The organism is Halolamina sediminis, assembly GCF_001282785.1.
In the GTDB taxonomy this organism is placed as follows: domain Archaea; phylum Halobacteriota; class Halobacteria; order Halobacteriales; family Haloferacaceae; genus Halolamina; species Halolamina sediminis.
Map to the genome: position 1 here is coordinate 1,181,052 of NZ_CVUA01000001.1, position 20,821 is coordinate 1,201,872.

Here is a 20,821-nt window from a genome sequence, read left to right on the forward strand (position 1 = left end):
GGCGGCTCAGAGCGTGCGTTCGATCGCGCGGCGCACGTCGTCGGCGTCGGGGACGACCTCGTCTTCCTGTGCCGGCGAGAAGGGGATCGGCGTGTCAGGGACGCCGACGCGCTGCAACGGCGCGTCGAGGTGCCAGAACGCGTCCTCGGCCGACCGCGCGAACACTTCGGCGTGGAACCCGTAGGAGAGCGGACTCTCGTCGGCGACGACCAGCCGTCCCGTCTTCTCGATGCTGTCGGCGATCGTGTCGGTGTCCAGCGGGTAGAGCGACCGCGGGTCGATCACCTCGATCCCGAGGTCGTCGAACTCCCGGCTCGCCGCGAGCGCCTCGCCGAGCAGTCGCTGGGTCGCGACGACGGTCACGTCGTCGCCCTCCTGTTCGACGCTCGCCTCGCCCAGCGGCACCGTGAACTCCTCGTCGGCGGGCACCTCGCCGCGGCGCTCGTACGTCGTCTTGTTCTCGAAGAACACCACCGGGTCGTCCGACCGGATGGCGGACTTCATCAGTCCCTTCGCGGCCTCGGGGGTGCCCGGCGCGACCGCCTTGATCCCCGGGAGGTGGGAGACCATCGAGTGGACCGTCCCGGAGTGCTGAGCTGCGGCGTTGAGCCCGGCGCCCTCGATCGCCCGGATCGTCATGGGGACAGAACTCGCGCCGCCGAACATGTAGCGGGTCTTCCCGGCCTGATTCATCACCTGATCGTAGCAGACGCCGATGAAGTCCGAGAAGCTGAGGTTCACGACCGGCCGGAGTCCGGTCGCGGCGGCGCCGACGCCCGAGCCGATCTGTGCGGCCTCGCTAATCGGCGTGTTCCGTACGCGATCGAAGCCGAACTCGTCGTGGAGTCCGGCGGTCACCTCGAAGGAGCCGCCGTCCTCCTCGTCCTGCCCCATGATGAACACGTCGTCGTCCCGGAGCAACTCCTCACGGAGCGCCGACCGGATCGCCTCGCGGATGCTCAGCCGCTCGGTCTCGCCGCTCATTCTCCACCCCCGTCGGCGCGGAGACGATCACGGAACCGCTCGACGTCGTCGACGGGCTCGGCGAACACGTCGTCGTAGGCGTCCTCGGGGTCGGGCTCGTCGGCGTCGCGGGCGAACTGGACGGCGGCGTCGATCTCCTCGACGACCGACTCCCGGAGCTCCTCGAACGTCGCCTCGTCGATCACGCCCTCGTCCAGCAGGCGATTTCGGTAGTTGTCGATGGGGTCGTGTTCCCGTTGCCACTTCTCGACCTCGTCCTCGGAGCGATAGGGCTCCTCGTCGCCCTCGAAGTGGCCGCGGTAGCGGTACGTCTTGGCTTCGATCAGCGTCGGGCCGTCGCCGGCGAGTGCCCGCTCGCGGGCCTCGGTCACTACGTCGTTGACCGCCTCCACGTCCTGCCCGTCGACGATCTCCCCGGGAATGCCGTAGGATGCCGCCATGTCCGCGAGGTCCTCGATGTTGTGCTGCTCGTCGAACACCATCCCCTCGGAGTACTGGTTGTTCTCGATGACGAACGCGATCGGCAGCCCCCACGTCGCCGCAAGGTTGATCGCCTCGTGTACCTGGCCGGCGGCCGTGGAGCCGTCGCCACAGAACGCGATCGCCATCCAGTCCTCGTCGCGGAGGTCGGCCGTGAGCGCCGCCCCGGTGCCGAGCGGGACACTGGCGCCGACGATGGGCTGAGCGCCGAGCATGCCGGTATCGAGGTCGGCGACGTGCATCGACCCCCCGCGCCCGCTGCAGTAGCCCGCCTCCTTGCCGTACAGTTCGGCCATGAGCCGGTCCGATTCGAGCCCCTTCGCGAGGCTGTGGCCGTGGGCGCGGTGGGTACTCGTGACGTAGTCGTCGCCGTCGAGCGCGCCGCAGGCGCCGACGGCGACGGCTTCCTGCCCCTGCGAGAGGTGGACGAACCCCGGGATCTCGTTGTCGGCGAACCGCTCGCTGACGCGGTTCTCGAACTCCCGTATCAGCAGCATCTTTCGGAGGGCGTTCCGCCTGTCGTCGGCTGAATCCAAGTCGAACTGTGGCATGATAATGATTAACGCGTACGAATGAGCGGAGACAGCATAAAAAGCTTGGTAGCGGGGCGATTCCGGCCGATTCTCGCCGTTCACTCCGAGAGGAGCTGCCCCCGGGTGTTGACCATTCCGCCGTCGACGACCAGCGACGAGCCGTTGACGAAATCGGCGCGGTCGCTCGCGAGGAACACCGCGGCGTCGGCCACGTCCTCGGGCTCGCCCATCCGCCCCCGGGGCACCCCAGCCAGGAACGGGTTCTCGCCGTCCGGATCAGTGCCGAGATCCTCCCGCATCAGCCCGGTGTCGACGGGTCCCGGATGGATCGCGTTAACCCGGACGTTCTCGTCGCCGAGCGCGTCGGCAAGCGCGTACGTCATCAGCCGGACCGCGCCCTTCGAAGTCGAGTACGTCACGTAGTCGCCGGCACCCTCAAGCCCCGCGATGCTGGAGATGTTGATGATGCAGCCCCCGTCGCCGTCGGCCATCCGCCGGGCGGCCCGCTGGGCGCCGAAGAACGTGCCCTTGACGTTCACGTCCATTACCTGGTCGTACTCGTCCTCGGTGACCGACAGCAGCGACTCGACCCGCACGACGCCGGCGTTGTTCACCAATACGTCGACGCCGCCGAACGCCTCTGCGGCGTCCATCGCCCCCTCGACCGCGTCCGGGTCGGAGACGTCACACTCGACGAACGTCGCGTCGGCGTCGGTGTCCTCCCGGATCCGTTCGGCGGTCGGCTGCCCGCCCTCGCGTGGCTCCGCGTCGACGTCGGCGACGACCACGTCTGCGCCCTCGTCGGCGAACGCGAGCGCGATCGCCCGCCCGATTCCGCTCGCCGCGCCCGTCACGACTGCCGTCTGCCCTGTCAGGAGTTCCGTCATCGTCCGGTCGTGTGACTGACGCCGCATAAATCTACGTTGCGCGGTACCACACCACAGAAGTCGGGACGGTCAGTCGAGCAGCTCCTCGGCCGCCGCGAGCGTCTCGTCGAGCGTGACGAGGAACCGGGCCGCGTCGGCGCCGTCGACGACGCGGTGGTCGAAAGAGAGGCTGAACGTGATGTGACGGGGGAACTCGATCCCCGAGTCGGTGTTGACTGGCCGTTCACGAACGCGGTTGACGCCGAGGATCGCGATCTCGGGGGGGTTGATGATCGGCGTAAACGAGTCGCTGCCCACGACGCCGAGGTTCGACACCGTGAACGTCCCGCCGCTGAGGTCGTCGGCGTCGTACTCGCCGTCGAGCACGCGGTCGGTCAGCCGGCTGCGCTGTCGGGCGAGTTCGCCGATCGACTTCCCGCCCACGTCGGGGATGACCGGCGTGACGAGGCCGCCGTCGAGGTCGACCGCGACACCGATGTTGTGCTCCTCGTACAGCGTGTGCGTCTCGGTCTCGGCGTCGAAGGTAGCGTTGAACTCGGGATGTTCGTCCAGCGTCGCCGACACCGCGAGCAGCAACACGTCGGTCAGCGAGGCATCTTCGCCGGCAGCCTCGGCCGCCGCGAACGCCGCTTCGACCTCGACCTCCCGATCGACGGTGACGTGGGCTGCCTCCCGGTAGCTCGTGCTCAGCCGGTCGGCGATCGTCGAGCGCATCCCCGAGAACGTCCGTTCCTCGCGGATCGTCCGCCCGCCGGCGTCGCCCGCCGCGGCCGCCACGTCGTCGGCGACGATCCCGCCCTCCGGTCCGGTGCCTTCGACCCTGGAGAGCGTCACACCGAGCTCTTCGGCGCGGCGCTTGGCCCGCGGGCTCGCGCGGACGGTTCCGTCGTCGACGGCCGGCTGTGCGGGCTCCTCGACCGATTCAGGGGCTCCCCCGTCGTCGGTCGTCGCCTCTCCTGTCGCCGACTCGGCGTCCTCGTCAGCGTCCGCCGCGGCCTCGCCCGGCTCTACGTCGATCTCCGCCCGGAGCGACGAGATGTCGGCGTCCGGCGGCGCGAAGATCCCCATGGCGGCCCCCGGCGGCCCCTCCTCCCCGGCGTCGAGATAGCGCTCCCGGAGCGCGCCGTCCTCCCGCGCTGCGACCTCGGCGGTCGACTTCTCGGACTCGATCTCGGCGATCACGTCCCCCTCCTCGGCCGTCTCTCCTACGTCGAGGTACCACTCGATCACGATCCCCGTCTCCATCTCGACGCCGAGCTTGGGCATCCGGACGACGTATGACATATACTCTCAAGAAGAGGGGAATACCGACAAAAAGCTGTTCGTCCCGGCGACTGAGGGGAGGCCGAGAGTTATGCGGCTGCGGCCGTCAGTCCTTCCATGGTACTCACTGACGTTCGCGTGTTCGACAGCGTGACACAGCTCTCGGCCGACGACGAGCCGGGCGTCGTCGTCGCCGGGAGCCACGGCGGCGCCTACGCGGGCTATCTCGCGGCGCGGGCTGGCGTCCGCGGGGTGATCCTCAACGATGCCGGCATCGGGAAAGAAGCGGCCGGCGTCGCGACCCTCCCGGTGTTCGACGAGCACGGCACCCCGGCCGCGACGGTCGCCCACGACAGCGCCCGCATCGGCGACGGCCTCGACGCCGTCCGGTCGGGGCGGATCAGCCGGGTCAACGACGCGGCCGCCGCGCTCGGCTGCGCCGTCGGCGACGCGGTCGTCGACGCCGCCGAGCGGATGGGCGACGCCGAGCCCGCGCCGTCCCCGGCGCCGCGTTCGCCCGGGCGGTTCGAACTCGACGACGGCGACCCCGCGGTCTGGGGGATGGACTCGCTGTCGCTGATCCGCCCCGAGGACGACGGCCGGATCGCGATCACCGCGAGCCACGGTGCCCGGCTCGCCGGGGAACGGGACTCCTACATTGCGGGCGACGTGGCCGGAGCAGTGTTCAACGACGCCGGCGGCGGGAAGGACGACGCCGGCCGGAGCCGGCTCCCGTTCCTCGACGAACGGGGAGTCCCCGCGGCGACGGTCGCCCACGACAGTGCCCGCATCGGCGACGCGCGTTCGACGTGGGCAGAGGGCGTGGTGAGCGCCGTCAACGACGCCGCGGCCGCCTGCGACGCCTCGCCCGGAATGGACTGCCGAGCGTTCGTCGCCGCCTTGCGGGAGGCGATAGATTGATGCAGCGAGCGCCGACGTATGCGGTATGTTCACGCGCATCCACCACGTGGCGTTCGTGGTCGGCGATCTGGACGCGGCGACGGCGGCGTTCGAAGCACAGTTCGGCGTCGATCGTTTGGCTCGCGAGGAGATGACCGGGGAGTTCGAGCTCGAAGTGGCGCTCTATCCGGTCGGCGACGCCCTGGTCGAACTCATCACGCCGACGACCGAGCGCGGCTGGGTGTACGAGCACTGGCGCCAGCACGGCGACGGCTTCTTCCACATCGCCTTCGCCGTCGACGACATCCGGGAGCGGATGGCCGAGCTCCGGGCGGCCGGGGTGGGGTTCGCGAGCGAGGAGCCCCAGCAGGGGTACGACTGGCTGGTCGCGACGATGGCCGACGAAGACACGCTCGCGCCCATGCAGCTGGTGGAGGACGAGACGCCGCCGGAAAAGCGTCGGCGGCAGGCTACAGGTACTCGAGAATCCCGAGACTGAGCGGCGGGTAGTACGTGATCACCAGCAACGCGATCGCGAGGATCACGTAGTAGTCCCGGGTCTCCCGGAACACGTCCCACACGGGCACGTCCGCGATGTCCGCCGAGAGGTACACCGAGAGTCCCAGCGGCGGGGTGAGCAGCCCGAGCATCAGGTTGAACACCATGATGACTCCCGCGTGGATCGGGTCGACCCCGACCTCGGTCAGCGTGGGGAGGACGATCGGCGTCATCATCACCAGCGCCGCGATCGGGTCGAGGAACAGCCCGATGAACAGGAGGACGAGGTTCACCAGGATCAACACGATGATCGGGTTGGTCGAGAGCGACAGCACGGTCGTCTCGAACAGCCTGTCGACGCCCTCGACGGAGAGCATGTAGCTGAACACGCTCGCGGCGCCGAGGATGATCACGATCGTTCCAGTGGTCTCGACGGTCTCCGTGGCGGCGTTCCAGATGTACCGAAGGTTCAGGAACCGATAGACGACGGTGTTGATCAGCAGGATGTAGAACACCGTCACCGCGGCCGCCTCGGTCGGGCTGAACAGCCCGCCCAGCATCCCCGCGATGAGGATCACCGGCGTCAGGAGCGCCGGGAACGCTTTCGCGAACGAGGAGCCGATCTTGCGCAGTGAGGCCCGTTCGGAGTTACTCGGCAGCCCACGGGTCTTCGCGATCACCGCGGTGCCGAGCATCAGGAACGCGACGGTGAGCAGCGCCGGGAGTGCGCCCGCAAGCAGCAGCGAGACGACGGACACCTCCGCAATGATTCCGTAGAGGATCAGCGGGATGCTCGGCGGGAAGATGGGGCCGGCGGTCGCCGACGCGCTGGTGATCGCCGCCGAGAAGTCGCCGTCGTAGCCGGCGTCTTTCATCGAGTCGATCAGAACGCGCCCGACGCCGCCGATGTCGGCGAGCGCCGAGCCGCTGATCCCCGAGAAGATCAGGCTGGTGAGGATGTTCACCTGCGCCAGCCCGCCGTCGTAGTGGCCGACCACGTCGTCGGCGAACTCGAATATCTTCTCGGTGATCTCGCCGTGGTTCATCAGCGAGCCGACGTAGATGAACAGCGGGATCGCCAGCAGCGTAAAGGAGTCCAGCTCCCGGACCATGTTCACCGCGGGGAACAGCAACGGCTGCCCGCTGAGGGCGCTGTACAGCGCGGCCGGCACCAACAGCGCGATCCACACCGGCACCCGTACCGAGGCCAGCGCCACGAACAGCAGCACCGCGATCAGACCCAGCACCGCCATCAGCGACGCACCTCCTGGACCGCCGTGTAGATGCGGTAGCCGTAGATCGATAGCAGGAACCCCGCCCCGAGCGTCGACGCCGCGTAGTAGACCGGGATCGGGATATCGACGGCCGGCGACGTGGAGTCGGCGAACGTCACCATTGCGATCACCGAGCCGACGAAGATGACGTAGGCGGCGTACGTGCCCACCAGCGTCACGAAGATCTCGTGCAGCGGCTGCCAGCGTTCGGGGATGCGGTCGGTGAAGTAGTCGATCTCGATGTGGCGCTGTTCCCACTCCAGCGCGCCGACGATCATGAACGTGAGCCAGACAGCGGCGGCCTGTGCGACGATCTGGAGCCCGCTAATCCCGAGACTCAGGTTCCGCGAGACGACGCGGACCAGCATCAAAACGAGGATGAGCAGCAGCGCTACTGCGGAGCCGCGATACAGCGCACTCGTCGCCCGGTCGAACGCTCGCTCGACCCGCGACATCTATTCCGCGGGGTAGCCGTTACCGTGCAGCTGTTCGATCGTGTCGATCAGATCCGGGAACTGGTCCCGGATGCGCTGGCGGGTCGCGGTCCGGAACGCGTCCATATCGAGGTCCTCCGGCGGCACGATCGTGAGGTCGTTTTCGCGCATGAACTCCCGGTGGCCTTCGAGGTTCTCCTGTAGCGTCTCGGTCGCGCGGGACTGGTTCTCGCGCACCGCGTCGTACATGATCTGCTGTTGGCCGTCGGTGAGGTCGTCTTGGAAGATCCCCTCGTTGATGATGATCGCCAGCGGCACGTGCATGTGGTCGGTCTCGATGATGTGGCTCTGGTTCTCCCAGATCCCCGAACTCCGGATGATGTTGTAAGGGTTCTCCTGTCCCTGAATCGAGCCCGAGGCCAGCGCCTGTGGCACCTCCGAGAAGTCGATGTTCGTCGTCTCGGCGCCGAGGCCGACGAGCGCCTGCTCGTACATGCCGATCGGCACCGCACGCATCCGGTACTCGCCGAGCTCTTCGGGGTTCGTCGGCGGCTCGCCCTCGACGTTCAGCGTACACCGACGGGTCCCCTGCACCACCGCGCCGAGCGACCGGATGTTGGTCTCGGATGCGAGGTTCTCGATCACGTCCTGTGCGATCTCGCTGTCCTGCGGGTCAGTCTTCTCGTAGATGTCCTCGTAGGGGTTGTCCGGGTCGTACAGGTACGGCGCGTCGAACACCTGTGCCGGCTGGTACTGGGTCCCCGTCAACGCGTAGGGGATGACGTACATCTCCAGCGACCCCGAGGAGACGTTCTCGATCGACTCGATCTGTCCCCCCAGCTCGCTGTTGCGGAACACCTCGACCTCGATGTCGCCGTCGGTCTCGGCCTCGACGTACTCCTTGATCCACGCTCCGACATCGCCGTGCACCGACCCCTCCGCTGCCGGAGAGTTCACCCGCAGCGTCGTCGTGCCTCCAGTCAGCGAGGAGACACATCCGCTCAGTCCGGCGAAGCTGCCGACCGCTGCGCCTGCTTTCAGATACGTTCGTCGTGTGGTCGTTGGCTGATTGTCACCATCTACCATGGGCTATGGCTGGGCTATTGGGATAAATAGCTTAGGCAAGCGTCAGTCAATGTACGTCTCGGTAACTGATAGATGTTCACCGGTATTATCCGAATTCAATCAATTCCGTCGTGGCGAGTCCGCCGTCGGACGAAGGTATCCCGTTCGACGTCGGGAACGACGTTCGATCGAACGTCGTTCTCTCGATCTGATAGTTCGGGATCGTCTCGGGATGACGGTAGCCCTGCCCGTGAGCCGTCTCGGTCCACGACAGGGGTCGCTGCGTCACCGTCCGGCGAAGGGAGCACTGCCAGCACTCACCACTTAATGGACACGACTGGTGAGGCAGTCGACCCACCGCGATCCGTCGCGTCGTTCGAGACACGATGGCTTCGAGGCTGTTCGGGACCCGCACCGCGCAGGTGACGTGTATCGGCTGCGGCGAGTCCATCGCGGAGGAGGACGCGTTCGAGTACGACAAGCACGGCGACATCTGGCGCCGCGAGGGGAAGGAGTTCGAGTACTTCTGTAAGCCGTGCTACCGGGAGTACTGTCACCAGAACCGCGACGGGCTCGAGGAGCTGCTCGTCGCGGCCGGCGCCGGGCGAACGGACCGGGAGACGTTCCTGCAGCAGTTCTGTGCGCTGCTGGCCGACGATGCGGCGCCGGACGGGGAGAAACCGTAGCGGGGCCGTCGACGCGTACGGTACCGTCGACGCCGGTCCCTTACGACTGCGGCCCGAGGTAGCCCCACGCCTGCAGTCGGTCGCCGTCCCCGTCGATCCAGCGCTCACCGATGTCGTCCCGGTAGTACATGTTGGGCATCACGATGTCGTCGATGCGGTCGTACGCCTGCTCGCGCGCCGCCTGCATCGTCTCACCCGTCCCAGTCACGACGATGGGCATCCCGTTGTCCCCGGCGACGCGCCACTGCCCGTCCACCTTCTTGGTGTCCTCCAAGTGAACCCCCTCGCGGCTCTCGGTCTCGAACACGACCGCGGCGTTCCGGGAGTTCTCGTCGTACGTTTCCTCGTCGTCGAACGGGAACGGCGGCAGGACGACCCGGACCGCGATCTGATAGCCGCTGTGCACCTCGACTTCGGGGTCGTTCCCGTGAGCGAGGTCGTAGAAGAACTGCCCCGTCGAGGACTCGATGGACTCCTCCTGCAGCGCGATGGTCGGGTAGCCAAACCGCGGCGTGAACTCGAGTGGGTAGATTCCGGTCTCGTTGACGATGCAGTTGATGTCGATACTGCCGACGTACCCTTCCTCGGCGAGCCAGCCTTCGAGCCTACCGAACGTCTCCTCGAACAGCTTGTTCCGCCCGGCCCAGAACATCGACGTGCCCATCTCGCCGGTCGAGGGGCCGATGTTGCCCGGGAACAGCTTCTTGTGCTCGAAGTTGAAGTTGATCCGGTCGACGAACTCGTTCCCGTCGAAGAACCCGCAGACCGCGATCTCGACGCCCTCGACCTTCCGCTGGAGCTGGAACCCCTTCATCCGGTGGCCCCACGCCTTCTCGTACGCCTTCAGCACGTCCACGACGTCGCTGCCGTCGTCCTCGTCGCCGACGTACAGCAGACGCTTGACGTTCTGCACCTCCCCGAGCGGCTTGATCACGTACGGCGCGGGGTTCTCTTGGACGTGCCTGATGCCGGCGTCGAACTCCTCGAACACGTGGTGTTCGACGGTGTTGACGCCGTGTTCCTCGAGGATCTCCATCGCGTAGCCCCGATCTTCTTCGAGCCGGTCGGTGTTCGGCGTGCCGCCGACGACGGCTTTCCCTCGCTCACGGAGCTCTTGGGCGAGTTCGCCCGTCCCGACGGTGTCCCCCACCCAGATGTCGTCGAAAATGACCACGTCGGCCCAGTCGACTTCGGCCTCCCAGTCGTCGGTTTTCGGGACGAACCCGTCGCCGATCTCCCGGTCGCCCTCGGCTTCGATGTGGTACTTCACGTCGTGGCCCTCCCGGTGGACCTGCCACGCGAGGTCGGTGATCAGCGCGGCGTCGGCCGAGACGAACAGGAACTTCTTGGTGTCCATACCGCCCGTTCAGCCGCCGGGATAGAGGTTCTTTCGGCAAAAACAGGGCAAAATGCCGCTTACAGCCGGCGGTCCCGCAGCGCCGGGAACTCCTCGCGGACCGAGTCGACGCGGGACGGCGACAGCTCGGCGGTCACCAGCTCGGGGCCGTCGTCGCAGGTCGAGACCGGGGTGCCCCAAGGATCGTACACCGTCGACCGGCCGACGAGCCGGTCGTCGCCCATTTCGCCGGCGCCGTTGACCGCGGCGACGTACGCGAGGTTCTCGATGGCCCGCGAACGCGGGAGCGTCCGCCAGTGCTCTACGCGCGGGTAGGGCCACGCGCTCGGCACCAGCACCAGCGAGACGCCCTCGTCGGCGAGCTCGCGGTACAGTTCGGGGAACCGCAGGTCGTAGCAAGTGGTCATCCCGACGGTGAACCCCTCGAACTCGACGGTCGGCAGCGACTCCCCCGGCGTGAGCAGTTGGTTCTCCGCGGAGTCGTAGCCGAACAGGTGCTGCTTGCGGTACACCGCCTGTAGTTCGCCCGCGCGGTCGAGGAACACCGAGGCGTTGGCCAGCCCCACTGACTCGGGTGTCGAGAACCCCGCCGCGGTGCTGGCTTCGAGATCCTCGACGATGCTGCCGGCTTGGACCGCGACGCCGTGGTCGGCGGCAACGCCGGCGATCCGGTCGAGCGTCGGGCCGTCGAGCGCTTCCGCCTCCCGGGCGTAGGAGTCGAACGCGAAGTAGCCGACGTTGAACAGCTCGGGCAGGCAGACGAGGTCGGCGCCGTTTGCGGCCGCGCGCTCGATGGCCGCGACCGCGCGGTCGACGTTTGCCTCGACCTGGCCCGCCTCGACGCGGTGCTGAGCCAGCGCGATCGTGATCGCGTCGTCGTCGCCGATTCCCTCGGTCATGGTTTGAGCCCGAGCTCCTCCCGCAGCGCGGCCTCGAGGTTGTCAAGTTCCGACTCGAAGTTCTTCTTGAAGAAGCGCTCGACGCCGGGGAGCCGGCCATCGACGACGAACTCGTTGTGCAGCGTCGTCGTCCCGCCGTCGGACTCGATGGTGTGGGTGCCGGTCACCCGCAGCGCCGTGGACTTGCCGACGAACTTGACGCGGTTCGGCGGGTCGCGCTCGACGTCCTCGGTCTCGATCGCGACGGTCGCCCCCACGCCCGGGATCGGGAGGCTGACGTGCCACGTCGCCTCCCGGCCCGCATCGTCGGCGACTTCGTACGATTCGACGACGCTGATCGCCTCGGCGCGCTTGGCGGGGTCCGCGATGAACTCCCACACCTGCTCGGCCGGGGCGTCGAACGTGAAGGTCCGTTCGACACGGACGGTCATACCCCGGGCTACGGGTCGGGGGGTGATAACGGGTAGGGACTGCGGCGGAGAAAACGTCCCGGCGCTTGCGGCGCGAGCTGGTGCTACCCCTGGGGCTCGACTCGCCACGTCGTGGACTTCGAGCGTCCCCACTTCTCGATCTCCACGTCGTCTGACTTCTCCGCCAGCGTCGGCAGGCGGCTGCCGACCTGCTTGGCCGAGAGCCCGATCGACTCGGCGATGTTCTTGGCCCGGAAGTACCGATCCCCAGAGGAGACGCTGTGACGTAGGTACGCGACGATGCGTGCCTCCTCCTCGGTGTAGTCGGTCATTCGTCGTGGCGTAAGGGGTTCGCGGTCTTAACGGTTTCCCGGCTACTCTCCCCAGAAGAGGTGGATCGCGGCGACGGCGGCGACGCCGACGGTCATCGCGATCGCGAACGGGACCGCCGCGGCGTGCATCCCGCTGTCGAACGTCGCGCTCGGGTCGACCAACGCCAACCACGCCGCGGCCAGCAGTGCGACCACGGAGAGGGTGACGCCGATCCCGAGACCCAGATCGGACGAAGTGTCGTGTGCCATACTCCCGCCTCCGGGGGGGCGAAAGGTAGTTCTTGCGACCGACCTCTTGCTGCGCGGTACCTGTGGAACGCTACCCACACACCCGTCGCAGATGCGGTGGCGCGAAGCGGTCGCGCCTCCGTGCGCGACCCGAGCGCGAGGTCCTCGCGAGTGAACCGAGCGAGGGCACGAGAGAGCTTGCTCTCTCGGAGGACGAACGAGCGAACGGAGTGAGCGAGTGAGTCGGCTGGGGAGGCGTGTGGGCTGTGCGGTCGGGCGGGGCTGAAAGGGGCTGTCCGCTCGGCGACGGCGGCCGACGCAAGCACCACAGGAGGGAACGAAGTGACCGACGAGGAGCGCAGCGAGGCCCCCGGGCCGAGCGGGCAGGGGCTTTCACGGTGTTGTCGTAATCAAGCTTCACAGGAGTAGAACCGGTGACACCGTCCCGACCGTAGCGCCCCCAACCACGACCAACCAATAATCGAACCGCAACCCCGAAACCCCACGGTGGTAATCGAGAGCCATGGAGACGACGCGCCACTTCACGGCCACCGTCTACATAGTCAACGACGGCGCCGCGGTCCTGCATTACCACCCGAAACTGGAGATCCACATCCCCCCGGGCGGGCACGTCGACCGCGACGAACTGCCCCACGAGGCCGGCCTGCGCGAGACGCGCGAGGAGACCGGCCTCGAACCGACGCTGCTCGACGAAACCGAGCCCGTGGGCGCGCCCGCGGGGCGGACCCTCCCCACCCCGCGGGAGCAGCTGCTGTACGACATCGACACCGACGGCGACGACGTGTTCCACCAGCACGTCGATCACGTCTACTTCGCGACGGTCCCGAGCCGGGAGATCGACCCCGCGCCCGGCGAGGCCGGCGCCGACGCGTGGGCGTGGTACGACCGCGACGACCTCGAAGAGAGCCACGTCGACGCCGACACGCAGGCACTCGCGCTGCGGGCGATCGAGGCCGCCGAGGAGACGTAGCTACACCTCGCCAGCGACCAGCGCGTCGATGTACTGCCCGACGTGATCGTCCATCCGTTTTTTGAACCCCGCCTGTCGAGCCAGCCGGTCCAACTCCCGTGCGGCGTAGGTTCCGTACTGGACCGCCTTCTTCTCGGCCCCGCGAACGTCGTCCGGGACCACGCCATCGACCGCCCGACGGAGTGCGATCTTCCGCTCCTCGTCGGTCGCGAGCAGCTCCGCGGGGAGTCCCAGCGCGGCGTCGACGACGCGATCGTGGAGCAGCGGCGCGACCGGCTCGACGCCGGCGGCCCGCAGCGTCAGCACGTCCCGCGGGAGCTGGTCGGGGAGGCTCCGGATCACTTCCCGCGTCGCACCACGAACCGTGTTGGCGTCGACGCGGTGGTCCTCGGCGGGATCGACCACCTTCCGGTAGCCGCCGAACAGCTCGTCGGCGCCCTGTCCGACCGCGAGCCGGTCGAACCCGTCCGCGGCGGCCCGCTCGGCGACGAAGTACAGCGGCAGGGCGATCCCCACGTCCATCGCGTTCGAGCGCCCAGTCGCGCGGACGATCTCCGGGACTGCACGCTCGATATCGTCGTGATCGAACGCGACCACGTGGAGGTCGCGATCCATCGCGGCGGCGGCCTCGCGCGCCGCGTCAACGTCGTGGGACTCGGCATCCGCGAAGCCGGCGACGTAGCAGGGCGCCTCGGGTGCCCCCGCGGCGACGACCGCTGAGTCCACACCGCCGGAGAACGCGACCGCGAGCCCGTCGGAATTCGGTTCGCGGACGCTCGTGAGCACGGCATCGCGGACGGCGTCGACGGCGGCCTCGTGGTCCGTCTCGGGCGCCGGGTTCGGCAGCGACCACACCTCCCGTCGGGCGCCGTCCGGTTCGACGACCGTGCCGGCGTCGAGGAGTTCGGGCTCGGCGAGGTCGGTCGGCTCGAAGCGCCAGTCCCGGCCGTCGCTCGCGGCGTCGAGGTAGAGCGGTTCGCGGCCGAGCACGTCCCGGACGAGCCGACCGTCGACCTCGCCGGCGAAGCCGCCCGTTCCGGGGAGGGGATCGCCGGACTCGATCGCATCACGGGCGGTCGAGGCGTCGGCGCCGTGGGGCGGTTCAGTCATCGGAACAGTTCGCGCACGCCGCGCTGGACCCGGCGTTTCACGCCGCCGGCCGCCTGCCGGAACGAGATCCGCCACGGCGTCTTCTGGCCGACGACGCTGGTCCGGCCCTGCTGGATCGCCTGCAGGATCGCGTCGACGTTCCGCTCGTCGACGCCGATCTCCGTGATCGCTTGCCCGACCATCTCCGAGATGTGGGCGTCGCTCCCGGCGGTCTTGGGCACGTCGTGGGCGGTTGCGAACCGCTCGGCCTGTCGGTTCGATCGGCCCGTGAGCAGCCGGGAGTTGTACACCTCGATCGCGTCGGCGCTCGCGAGCTGGTCGTCGCTGATGTGGGCGGCGACGCCGTGTCGCGAGCTCTGGAAGGGGTGGGGGACGATGGCGATGCCGCCCTGCTCGTGGATGCGATCGAGCGTCTCGTCGTAGTCGAGCCCCGAGGGGATCGACTCCTCGATCCCCAGCGCGAGCACGTGGCCGGCCGCGGAGGTGACCTCCATCCCGACGATGCCGACGAGTCCGTACTCCTCGGCCAGCGCGGCAGCCTCGTGGCTGGCGTCGATCTCGTCGTGGTCGGTGACAGCGATGACGTCGAGCCCGACGGCCGCGGCCTGTTCGACCAACAGATCCACCGGATCCCGACCGTCGTGGGAGAGCTCGGAGTGACAGTGCAGCTCGGCCGAAAGCACGAGCCCGGGTTGGCGGCCGGCCGTAAAAAGGCGTCCGGTCCGGGCGGGTAGACGGCGGCTTTAGGACGGCCAAAATCTATCGGATATCTGAAAAGAGTTATTGCGGTCGAGACGAAGGGTGAGACATGCAACTGGGAGGGAACCTCGCGTTCGTGTTCCTCGCCGGCCTCGTCACGGATCTGGCGACCGGGCTCGGCGCGTTGCCGTTCTTCTACACCGACGAGATCAGCGATCGCTGGAACGTCGCGCTGTGGGGGCTCGCGTCGGGGATCATGGTGTCGGCGTCGCTGTTCGGCCTGTTCAACGAGGGGTTGGCCTACTCTACGGGGCTGCCGCTCCTGCTCGTCGGCGGCATCGTCGCGGGCGCGGTGTTGGTGGAGATCTCGGATCGTGCCCTCGACAGGATCGACGTTGGCGGGCACGACGGCGAGCCCGTCGGGACCGACGGCGGCGACGACGGCCACGACGAGCGCGTGCTCAGTGCCGAGGCGTTCGCGACCCGCGATCTCAAGAAGCTCACGCTCATCCTCGGCATCCTCACGATCCACAGCTTCCCGGAGGGCGTCGCCGTCGGCGTCTCCTTCGCGGAGTTGGGGCTGGAGGGGGGCGTCCCGGTTTTCGGCTTCTCGGTCCCCGTGCTCGCGGTGTTCATGACCGTCGCTATCTCCATCCACAACGTCCCCGAGGGGACGGCGATCGCGATCCCGATGCGGGCGATGGGGCTCTCGAACTGGCGGATGGTGGGGGCGGCGGTGTTCTCGAGCTTCCCCCAGCCGGTCGGCGCGGTGATCGCGTTCGTGTTCGTGCGCTGGGCGCAGTCGTTCCTCCCGTTCGGCTTCGGGTTCGCCGCGGGCGCGATGGTGTACCTCGTCGCGACGGAGTTCGTCCCCGAGGCACTGGAAACCGGCGCGGAGCTCCCCGGCGGCGGCCGTCGAGTACTGGTCGTGGGGTTCGCTGCCGGCGTGGCGGTGATGCTGCCGCTGCTGTTCGTCTGACCCGTCGGTATCCACGAACACGCACAACGAAACCCCTTTGCACCCCGGCACTGACCACACGGGTGAATGCCTCTCGCGGATGCGGACCACGACCTCGTCGTCGACGAACTCGGCCGCGAGCCCACGCGGGCCGAAGAGCACCTGTTCGAGAACCTCTGGAGCGAACACTGCGCGTACCGATCCTCGCGCATGCTGCTCTCGGCGTTCGATAGCGAGGGCGAGTACGTCGAGATCGGCCCCGGCGACGACGCCGCGGTCGTCCAGGTCCCCGACACCGACACGCTGCTCACGTTCGGTATCGAGAGCCACAACCACCCCAGCTACGTCGACCCGTACGACGGCGCGGCGACCGGGATCGGCGGCATCGTCCGGGATACGCTCTCGATGGGCGCCTACCCCATCGCGCTCGCGGACTCGCTGTACTTCGGCCCGTTCGACCGCGAACACTCCCGCTACCTGCTCGACGGCGTCGTCGAGGGGATCGCCGACTACGGCAACGCGATCGGCGTCCCGACCGTCGCGGGCAGCGTCGCGTTCGAGGCGGGTCACGTCGGGAACCCCCTCGTCAACGTCGCCTGTGTCGGGAAGACGACACCCGAGCGACTCGTGACCGCCGAGGCCCAGGAGGCCGGTAATCGTCTCGTCCTCCTCGGAAACGCCACGGGACGGGACGGGCTCGGCGGCGCCTCCTTCGCGAGCGAGGACTTAGACGAGGACGCCGAGACCGAGGACCGCCCCGCCGTGCAGGTCGGCGACCCCTACTCGGAGAAGCTCCTGATCGAGTGCAACGAGGCGCTCGTCGACGAGGGCCTGATCGAGGCCGCGCGGGACCTCGGCGCCGCGGGGCTCGGTGGTGCCTCCTCCGAACTCGTCGCAAAAGGTGGATTCGGCGCGGAGATCGACCTGAATGCGGTTCACACCCGCGAGCCGGGCATGAACGCGACGGAGATCCTGCTCGCGGAATCCCAGGAGCGAATGTGCTACGAGGTGAAACCGGAGAACGTCGAGCGCGTCCGGGAGATTGCCGAGCGTTTCGACCTCGGCTGCTCGGACATCGGCGAGATCACCGAGGGGAACTACGTCTGCCGGTTCGACAGCGAGGCGCAACGCGCCTCGGAGGACCCGAGCGGGGAGCACAGCGACCCGCGAGGCGGCGAGACGGTCGTCGACGCCGACGCCGACTACCTCGCGGAGGGCGCGCCGCTGAACGACCTCGAACGCGAGCCACCCACCGCCCCGGATCGCGACTTACCCGAGTTCGACCTCGCCGAAGCGGTCGAGGCGGTCGTCGCGGACCCCACCGCCGCGAGCAAGGAGTGGGTGTACCGCCAGTACGACCACGAGGTCGGCCTGCGAACCGCAGTCGAACCGGGCGACGACGCCGCCGTGCTCGCGCTCCACGACGCCGGCGAGGAAGACGAGGAACACGCCATCGCGCTCTCGTCGGGCGCGAACCCCCACTGGACCGACTGCGACCCCGAGGCCGGCGCCCGCGCGGTCGCGGTTGAGAACGTGACCAACCTCGCGGCGACGGGAGCGACGCCCCTCGCCGCGGTCGACTGCCTCAACGGCGGCAACCCCGAGGACCCCGAGACGTACGAGAGGTTCGCGTCGGCGGTCGCGGGGCTGGCCGACGCCTGCGCCGACCTCTCGGTGCCGGTCGTCGGCGGCAACGTCTCGCTGTACAACGACTCCGAGAGCGGTCCCATCGCGCCGACGCCGACGCTGGCTGTTCTCGGAACGAAATCGGGGTACGACGCGCCGCCGACGACCGTCGCCGGCGAGGGGAAGCTTCTGCTCGTCGAGCCCGCCGAGTACGCCGCGGGCTCCGGGATCGGTAGCGACGACCCTCACGCGCTTGGCGGCTCGCTCCTCCTCTCGCAGTTCGGGGGCTCGGACCGCTTCCCCGCGCTCCCTGCGGACCCAGGCGCACTCGTGGACGCGCTCGTTCGCGTCGCGGATCTCGACTCCACGCTCGCGACCCACGACGCCAGCGACGGCGGGCTCGCAGTGACGCTCGCGGAGATGGTCACCGACGACGCGGGCGTCGCGGCCGAACTCGACGACGCGGCGGCGCTGTTCAGCGAGACGCCGGGCCGCGTCGTGGTCGAGACGACTGACGCCGACGCGCTCCGCGAAGCGCTCGGCGACGACGCCGCGGTGACGGAACTGGGCACCGCGACTGAGAACGGATCGCTGTCGCTCTCGCTCGGCGATGCGTCGGTCGAGTACGGGAGCGAGGAGATCCGCGACCTGCGCGACGTGTTGGCCCGGGAGCTGGCGTAGGGCCGGAACGGTTCGCGACACTCACGCAAAATTTTGTCGAATTATGCGGTTAGACCCTAGCAGAACAGCTAACTGTCTATCAAATATTTAAAGGGAGTAACGAACTGTCGACAGTATTTTCAGTTCCGCGTCCCACCGGAAGCCGTATGCGCCTCCTCCCGATCGCCTGCGCCCTCCTGCTCGTGCTTGCCGGCTGTGGTGCCGCCCCCGGGGGTCAGTCGCCGACGGCCGCCCCGGACGCGACAGCGTCACCGACACCCGACACGGCGTCCACGCCCACACCCACGACCGGGGTGACGCCGGACGGGGACGGCGTCTCGATCCCCGACGACGGACTGCCGGTCGATCCGGACCCGGTGTTCGAGCGCGTCTTGAACCTCACCGGGCAGGACGTGGAGCCGCCGACGGTGTACACCGCCGAGAGCGGTGAGCTCCCGCCACAGGGCGCCTCGCCGTTCTACGCGTCGCTGGGGATCACGCCGCCCGAGGAGCGAGTCGGTGCGGCCGGCGCCGTGACGGACCCCTCGACGGTCTACCTGTTCGACCCGGCGCTGCGCGACGAGGCAGTCGCCGAGCGAACGCTGGCCCACGAGTTCGTCCACACTGTTCAGTTCCAGATGGGGTGGAAGAGCGACCTCCTCTCCACGCTCTCGGCGGATCGACGGTGGACCTACGACGTCCGCAAGACCAGCCGCCTCGTGATGGAGGGCACGGCGACCCACTTCGAGAACCAGTACCAACGAACCTACATGCCGTCGACGGAGCCCGTGACGTACACGGACCGCTACCGGAACGCCTCGGCGTGGAAGCGCCTCGTGCTGGCTCCCTATCGGTACGGCGCCCCCTACGTCGAGTCGCGACTCGATTCGGGGACGAGCCTCGCGGCGATCCACACCGACCCGCCGAACTCGACCGAACAGGTGCTCCACGGCAGCGACGATCCGATCACGTCGCTGAACGTCACCGCCGGCGAGGTCGGCGAGTGGGAGCGGACTGCCGGCGCCACGCAGGGCGAACTGTTCCTCCGCATCGCGCTCCGGACGGAACTGAACAAGTCCGCCGCCGTCGACGCCGCGGACGGCTGGGGGAACGACCGACGAGTGACGTACCGGCGCGGCGAGTCGACCGCGACGGCGTGGGTGCTACGGTGGGACGACGCCGCGAACGCCACCGAGTTCGAGCGCGCGTTCGAGCGCTACCTCGACGAGAAAGCGACGCCGGCCGGAGAGCTCTGGACACGGCCCGACGGGAACGTGACCTACCGCCTGCAGCGTGCGAACGACCGGACCGTCGTGGTCTCCCTCGGCAACGAGTCGTTCGTTCGGGCGGCGAACGTGACGGCGGCGGACGGGCCACGCGTCACGGTCGGGAACGCCTCGGCGGCGTAGCGGCTCCGCCGCCAGTCAGAACCCGAACCCTTCGTGGCTCCCGCGAGCGGGCACGGCGATCGGGCTCCGCGGGAGTTCGGGCGGGAGCGACGCCTCGTTGTAGACGCTGGGCGCGAGATCGTTCGGTCCGTCGGGGTAGAACAGCGACGCGATCTCCTGTGCCTGCCCGCGGCCGACCGAGAGCTCGAACTGCCCGCCGCCGTACAGCGTCACGCCGTTGTCGAGCGCCCAGCGCACGGTTCGGAGCAGCGACTCGACGGTGCCGAAGCGGGAGGGTTTGACGTTGAGCCACGACGGCTCCCAGGGGAGCGCGCGCACGTCGTCCATCCCGTGGATCGGGCTGTCCCACGAGACCCGCCCCTCCTCGCCCTCGAACACCGGCCGCGTGGCCTCGGTTACGAGGGGATCTTCGACGACAGCGTCGGGGAACCCCTCGACGATCCGGCGGTAGAACTCGGGGTCGGCCTCGGTGTCCACGTCTGTCCCCGCGTAGTGGCCCTTCAGGTCGACGACGCGGACGGCGTCGCGAGCCCGCAGATCGTCGATCAGTTCGTCGCTCCACTCGGGGGTGGGATCGAGTTTGAACCCGATTCGGGGGTTGCGCGACCGCACCTCGTCGACGCGGTCGGCGCTCGGCGGTTCGCCCAAGCGCGTGCTCGCGACGAACCGAACTGGGTGGTGCTCGCGGTCGAGTAGGTCGGGGAGGCTCGTATCGTTCTGTCGGAGCGCGAGATCCAGCGTTGCGGATTCGACCGCCCAGCGCCGATAGTCGAGCGAGTCCTCGCGCTCGGGCCCGTTGCCGGGGAACAGGTCGGTCGCCCCGAGCGCCGTCGAGAACTCCTCGAACGTGAACGAGCCAGTCGGGAGCGGGAAATCGCTGGCGTCGAGCGCGCTCGCGAGGCGCTCGTGGTCTTCCGTGTCGTACGTCACGTCTTCGCCGCGGCCAGTCGCGCCGTCGCCGCGGAGTTCGAACACGGTCGTGACACGGGTGAACCCGGAGGAGGTGTCCTGCTCGAACTGCTCGTAGCCGACGCTTTCGACCGTCAGCGGGAGCTCCCCGATCGCGCGGTACTCGGCTGGAACGTGACTGTCGGTCATGGTCGGAGCAAGCAGCCCGCGGGGGTTAACTCCGGTGGGC

22 protein-coding genes are annotated in these 20,821 nt (G+C 68.5%); 7 read left to right on the forward strand and 15 right to left on the reverse strand.

Features of this window, described 5'->3' with window-relative positions; translation table 11 throughout:
• Positions 1 to 6 precede the first annotated feature (6 nt).
• The 4 genes from BN1959_RS06065 to BN1959_RS06080 form a co-directional block, all read right to left on the reverse strand.
• Positions 7 to 984 carry an alpha-ketoacid dehydrogenase subunit beta gene (locus BN1959_RS06065; RefSeq protein ID WP_053947802.1) on the reverse strand — a complete coding sequence of 326 codons (978 nt, stop codon included), beginning with the start codon at positions 982 to 984 and terminating at the stop codon, positions 7 to 9.
• Positions 981 to 2,015, reverse strand: a complete 1,035-nt coding sequence (locus BN1959_RS06070) for a thiamine pyrophosphate-dependent dehydrogenase E1 component subunit alpha (RefSeq protein WP_053947803.1) — start codon at positions 2,013 to 2,015, stop codon at positions 981 to 983. The genes BN1959_RS06065 and BN1959_RS06070 overlap by 4 nt, the downstream gene beginning before the upstream one ends.
• An 80-nt stretch (positions 2,016 to 2,095) precedes the next feature.
• On the reverse strand, positions 2,096 to 2,884 hold the full coding sequence (locus tag BN1959_RS06075; protein WP_053947804.1) for an SDR family oxidoreductase: 789 nt from the start codon (positions 2,882 to 2,884) through the stop codon (positions 2,096 to 2,098).
• 69 nt (positions 2,885 to 2,953) lie between these two features.
• Positions 2,954 to 4,168: a dihydrolipoamide acetyltransferase family protein gene (locus tag BN1959_RS06080; RefSeq protein ID WP_053947805.1), complete on the reverse strand. Its 1,215-nt coding sequence runs from the start codon at positions 4,166 to 4,168 to the stop codon at positions 2,954 to 2,956.
• Between the two features lie 96 nt (positions 4,169 to 4,264).
• Between BN1959_RS06080 and BN1959_RS15015 the strand changes: the two genes are divergently transcribed.
• Together BN1959_RS15015 and BN1959_RS06090 are read left to right on the forward strand one after the other, a co-directional pair.
• On the forward strand, positions 4,265 to 5,068 hold the full coding sequence (locus BN1959_RS15015; RefSeq protein ID WP_053947806.1) for a hypothetical protein: 804 nt from the start codon (positions 4,265 to 4,267) through the stop codon (positions 5,066 to 5,068).
• 25 nt (positions 5,069 to 5,093) lie between these two features.
• A complete protein-coding gene (locus BN1959_RS06090) occupies positions 5,094 to 5,546 on the forward strand; it encodes a VOC family protein (RefSeq protein WP_053947807.1) in 453 nt (150 codons plus the stop codon).
• On the opposite strand, the gene BN1959_RS06095 is transcribed toward BN1959_RS06090, so the two are convergent.
• Genes BN1959_RS06095 through dctP form a run of 3 tightly spaced genes read right to left on the reverse strand, consistent with a single transcriptional unit; the run spans position 5,518 to position 8,339 of the window.
• Complete coding sequence (locus tag BN1959_RS06095; protein ID WP_053947808.1) at positions 5,518 to 6,798, reverse strand: TRAP transporter large permease; 1,281 nt, start codon at positions 6,796 to 6,798, stop codon at positions 5,518 to 5,520. The two genes, BN1959_RS06090 and BN1959_RS06095, sit on opposite strands and share 29 nt — an antisense overlap.
• A complete protein-coding gene (locus BN1959_RS06100; RefSeq protein WP_053947809.1) occupies positions 6,798 to 7,274 on the reverse strand; it encodes a TRAP transporter small permease in 477 nt (158 codons plus the stop codon). The genes BN1959_RS06095 and BN1959_RS06100 overlap by 1 nt, the downstream gene beginning before the upstream one ends.
• Entirely contained in the window at positions 7,275 to 8,339 is a 1,065-nt protein-coding gene (gene dctP / locus BN1959_RS06105; RefSeq protein ID WP_053947810.1) for a TRAP transporter substrate-binding protein DctP, read from the reverse strand.
• Between the two features lie 365 nt (positions 8,340 to 8,704).
• On the opposite strand from dctP, the gene BN1959_RS06110 reads away from it, so the two are divergent.
• Positions 8,705 to 9,004 (forward strand): DUF7562 family protein, encoded by a 300-nt coding sequence (locus tag BN1959_RS06110; protein WP_237560306.1) that lies wholly within the window; start codon positions 8,705 to 8,707, stop codon positions 9,002 to 9,004.
• 40 nt (positions 9,005 to 9,044) lie between these two features.
• Here BN1959_RS06110 and BN1959_RS06115 read toward each other — a convergent pair whose 3' ends face one another.
• From BN1959_RS06115 to BN1959_RS06135, 5 genes are all read right to left on the reverse strand, one after another.
• Positions 9,045 to 10,361, reverse strand: a complete 1,317-nt coding sequence (locus tag BN1959_RS06115; RefSeq protein WP_053947811.1) for a phosphoribosylglycinamide synthetase C domain-containing protein — start codon at positions 10,359 to 10,361, stop codon at positions 9,045 to 9,047.
• Between the two features lie 59 nt (positions 10,362 to 10,420).
• Positions 10,421 to 11,230 carry a carbon-nitrogen family hydrolase gene (locus tag BN1959_RS06120; RefSeq protein ID WP_053949329.1) on the reverse strand — a complete coding sequence of 270 codons (810 nt, stop codon included), beginning with the start codon at positions 11,228 to 11,230 and terminating at the stop codon, positions 10,421 to 10,423.
• A 26-nt stretch (positions 11,231 to 11,256) separates the two neighbouring features.
• Positions 11,257 to 11,691 (reverse strand): CoxG family protein, encoded by a 435-nt coding sequence (locus tag BN1959_RS06125; RefSeq protein WP_053947812.1) that lies wholly within the window; start codon positions 11,689 to 11,691, stop codon positions 11,257 to 11,259.
• An 83-nt stretch (positions 11,692 to 11,774) separates the two neighbouring features.
• On the reverse strand, positions 11,775 to 12,002 hold the full coding sequence (locus BN1959_RS06130; RefSeq protein WP_053947813.1) for a DUF7123 family protein: 228 nt from the start codon (positions 12,000 to 12,002) through the stop codon (positions 11,775 to 11,777).
• A 42-nt stretch (positions 12,003 to 12,044) separates the two neighbouring features.
• Positions 12,045 to 12,251 carry a DUF7525 family protein gene (locus BN1959_RS06135; protein WP_053947814.1) on the reverse strand — a complete coding sequence of 69 codons (207 nt, stop codon included), beginning with the start codon at positions 12,249 to 12,251 and terminating at the stop codon, positions 12,045 to 12,047.
• A gap of 502 nt (positions 12,252 to 12,753) precedes the next feature.
• Here BN1959_RS06135 and BN1959_RS06140 point away from each other — a divergent pair.
• On the forward strand, positions 12,754 to 13,221 hold the full coding sequence (locus BN1959_RS06140) for an NUDIX hydrolase (protein ID WP_053947815.1): 468 nt from the start codon (positions 12,754 to 12,756) through the stop codon (positions 13,219 to 13,221).
• Here the strand turns inward: BN1959_RS06140 and BN1959_RS06145 are convergent, their stop codons facing one another.
• Both BN1959_RS06145 and BN1959_RS06150 read right to left on the reverse strand, forming a co-directional pair.
• Positions 13,222 to 14,331, reverse strand: coding sequence for an asparagine synthase-related protein (locus tag BN1959_RS06145; RefSeq protein WP_053947816.1), 1,110 nt, complete (start codon positions 14,329 to 14,331; stop codon positions 13,222 to 13,224). It abuts the gene before it with no gap.
• On the reverse strand, positions 14,328 to 15,014 hold the full coding sequence (locus BN1959_RS06150; RefSeq protein ID WP_053947817.1) for a PHP domain-containing protein: 687 nt from the start codon (positions 15,012 to 15,014) through the stop codon (positions 14,328 to 14,330). The genes BN1959_RS06145 and BN1959_RS06150 overlap by 4 nt, the downstream gene beginning before the upstream one ends.
• A gap of 125 nt (positions 15,015 to 15,139) precedes the next feature.
• Between BN1959_RS06150 and BN1959_RS06155 the strand changes: the two genes are divergently transcribed.
• The 3 genes from BN1959_RS06155 (at position 15,140) to BN1959_RS06165 (ending at position 19,683) form a co-directional block, all read left to right on the forward strand.
• The gene (locus BN1959_RS06155; protein ID WP_053947818.1) at positions 15,140 to 16,009 is read left to right on the forward strand and encodes a ZIP family metal transporter; all 870 of its coding nucleotides are present in this window, start codon (positions 15,140 to 15,142) and stop codon (positions 16,007 to 16,009) included.
• 66 nt (positions 16,010 to 16,075) lie between these two features.
• A complete protein-coding gene (gene purL, locus BN1959_RS06160; protein ID WP_053947819.1) occupies positions 16,076 to 18,295 on the forward strand; it encodes a phosphoribosylformylglycinamidine synthase subunit PurL in 2,220 nt (739 codons plus the stop codon).
• 146 nt (positions 18,296 to 18,441) lie between these two features.
• Positions 18,442 to 19,683 (forward strand): hypothetical protein, encoded by a 1,242-nt coding sequence (locus tag BN1959_RS06165; protein WP_053947820.1) that lies wholly within the window; start codon positions 18,442 to 18,444, stop codon positions 19,681 to 19,683.
• A gap of 15 nt (positions 19,684 to 19,698) precedes the next feature.
• Here BN1959_RS06165 and BN1959_RS06170 read toward each other — a convergent pair whose 3' ends face one another.
• A complete protein-coding gene (locus BN1959_RS06170) occupies positions 19,699 to 20,781 on the reverse strand; it encodes an enolase (RefSeq protein ID WP_053947821.1) in 1,083 nt (360 codons plus the stop codon).
• Positions 20,782 to 20,821: the final 40 nt, after the last annotated feature.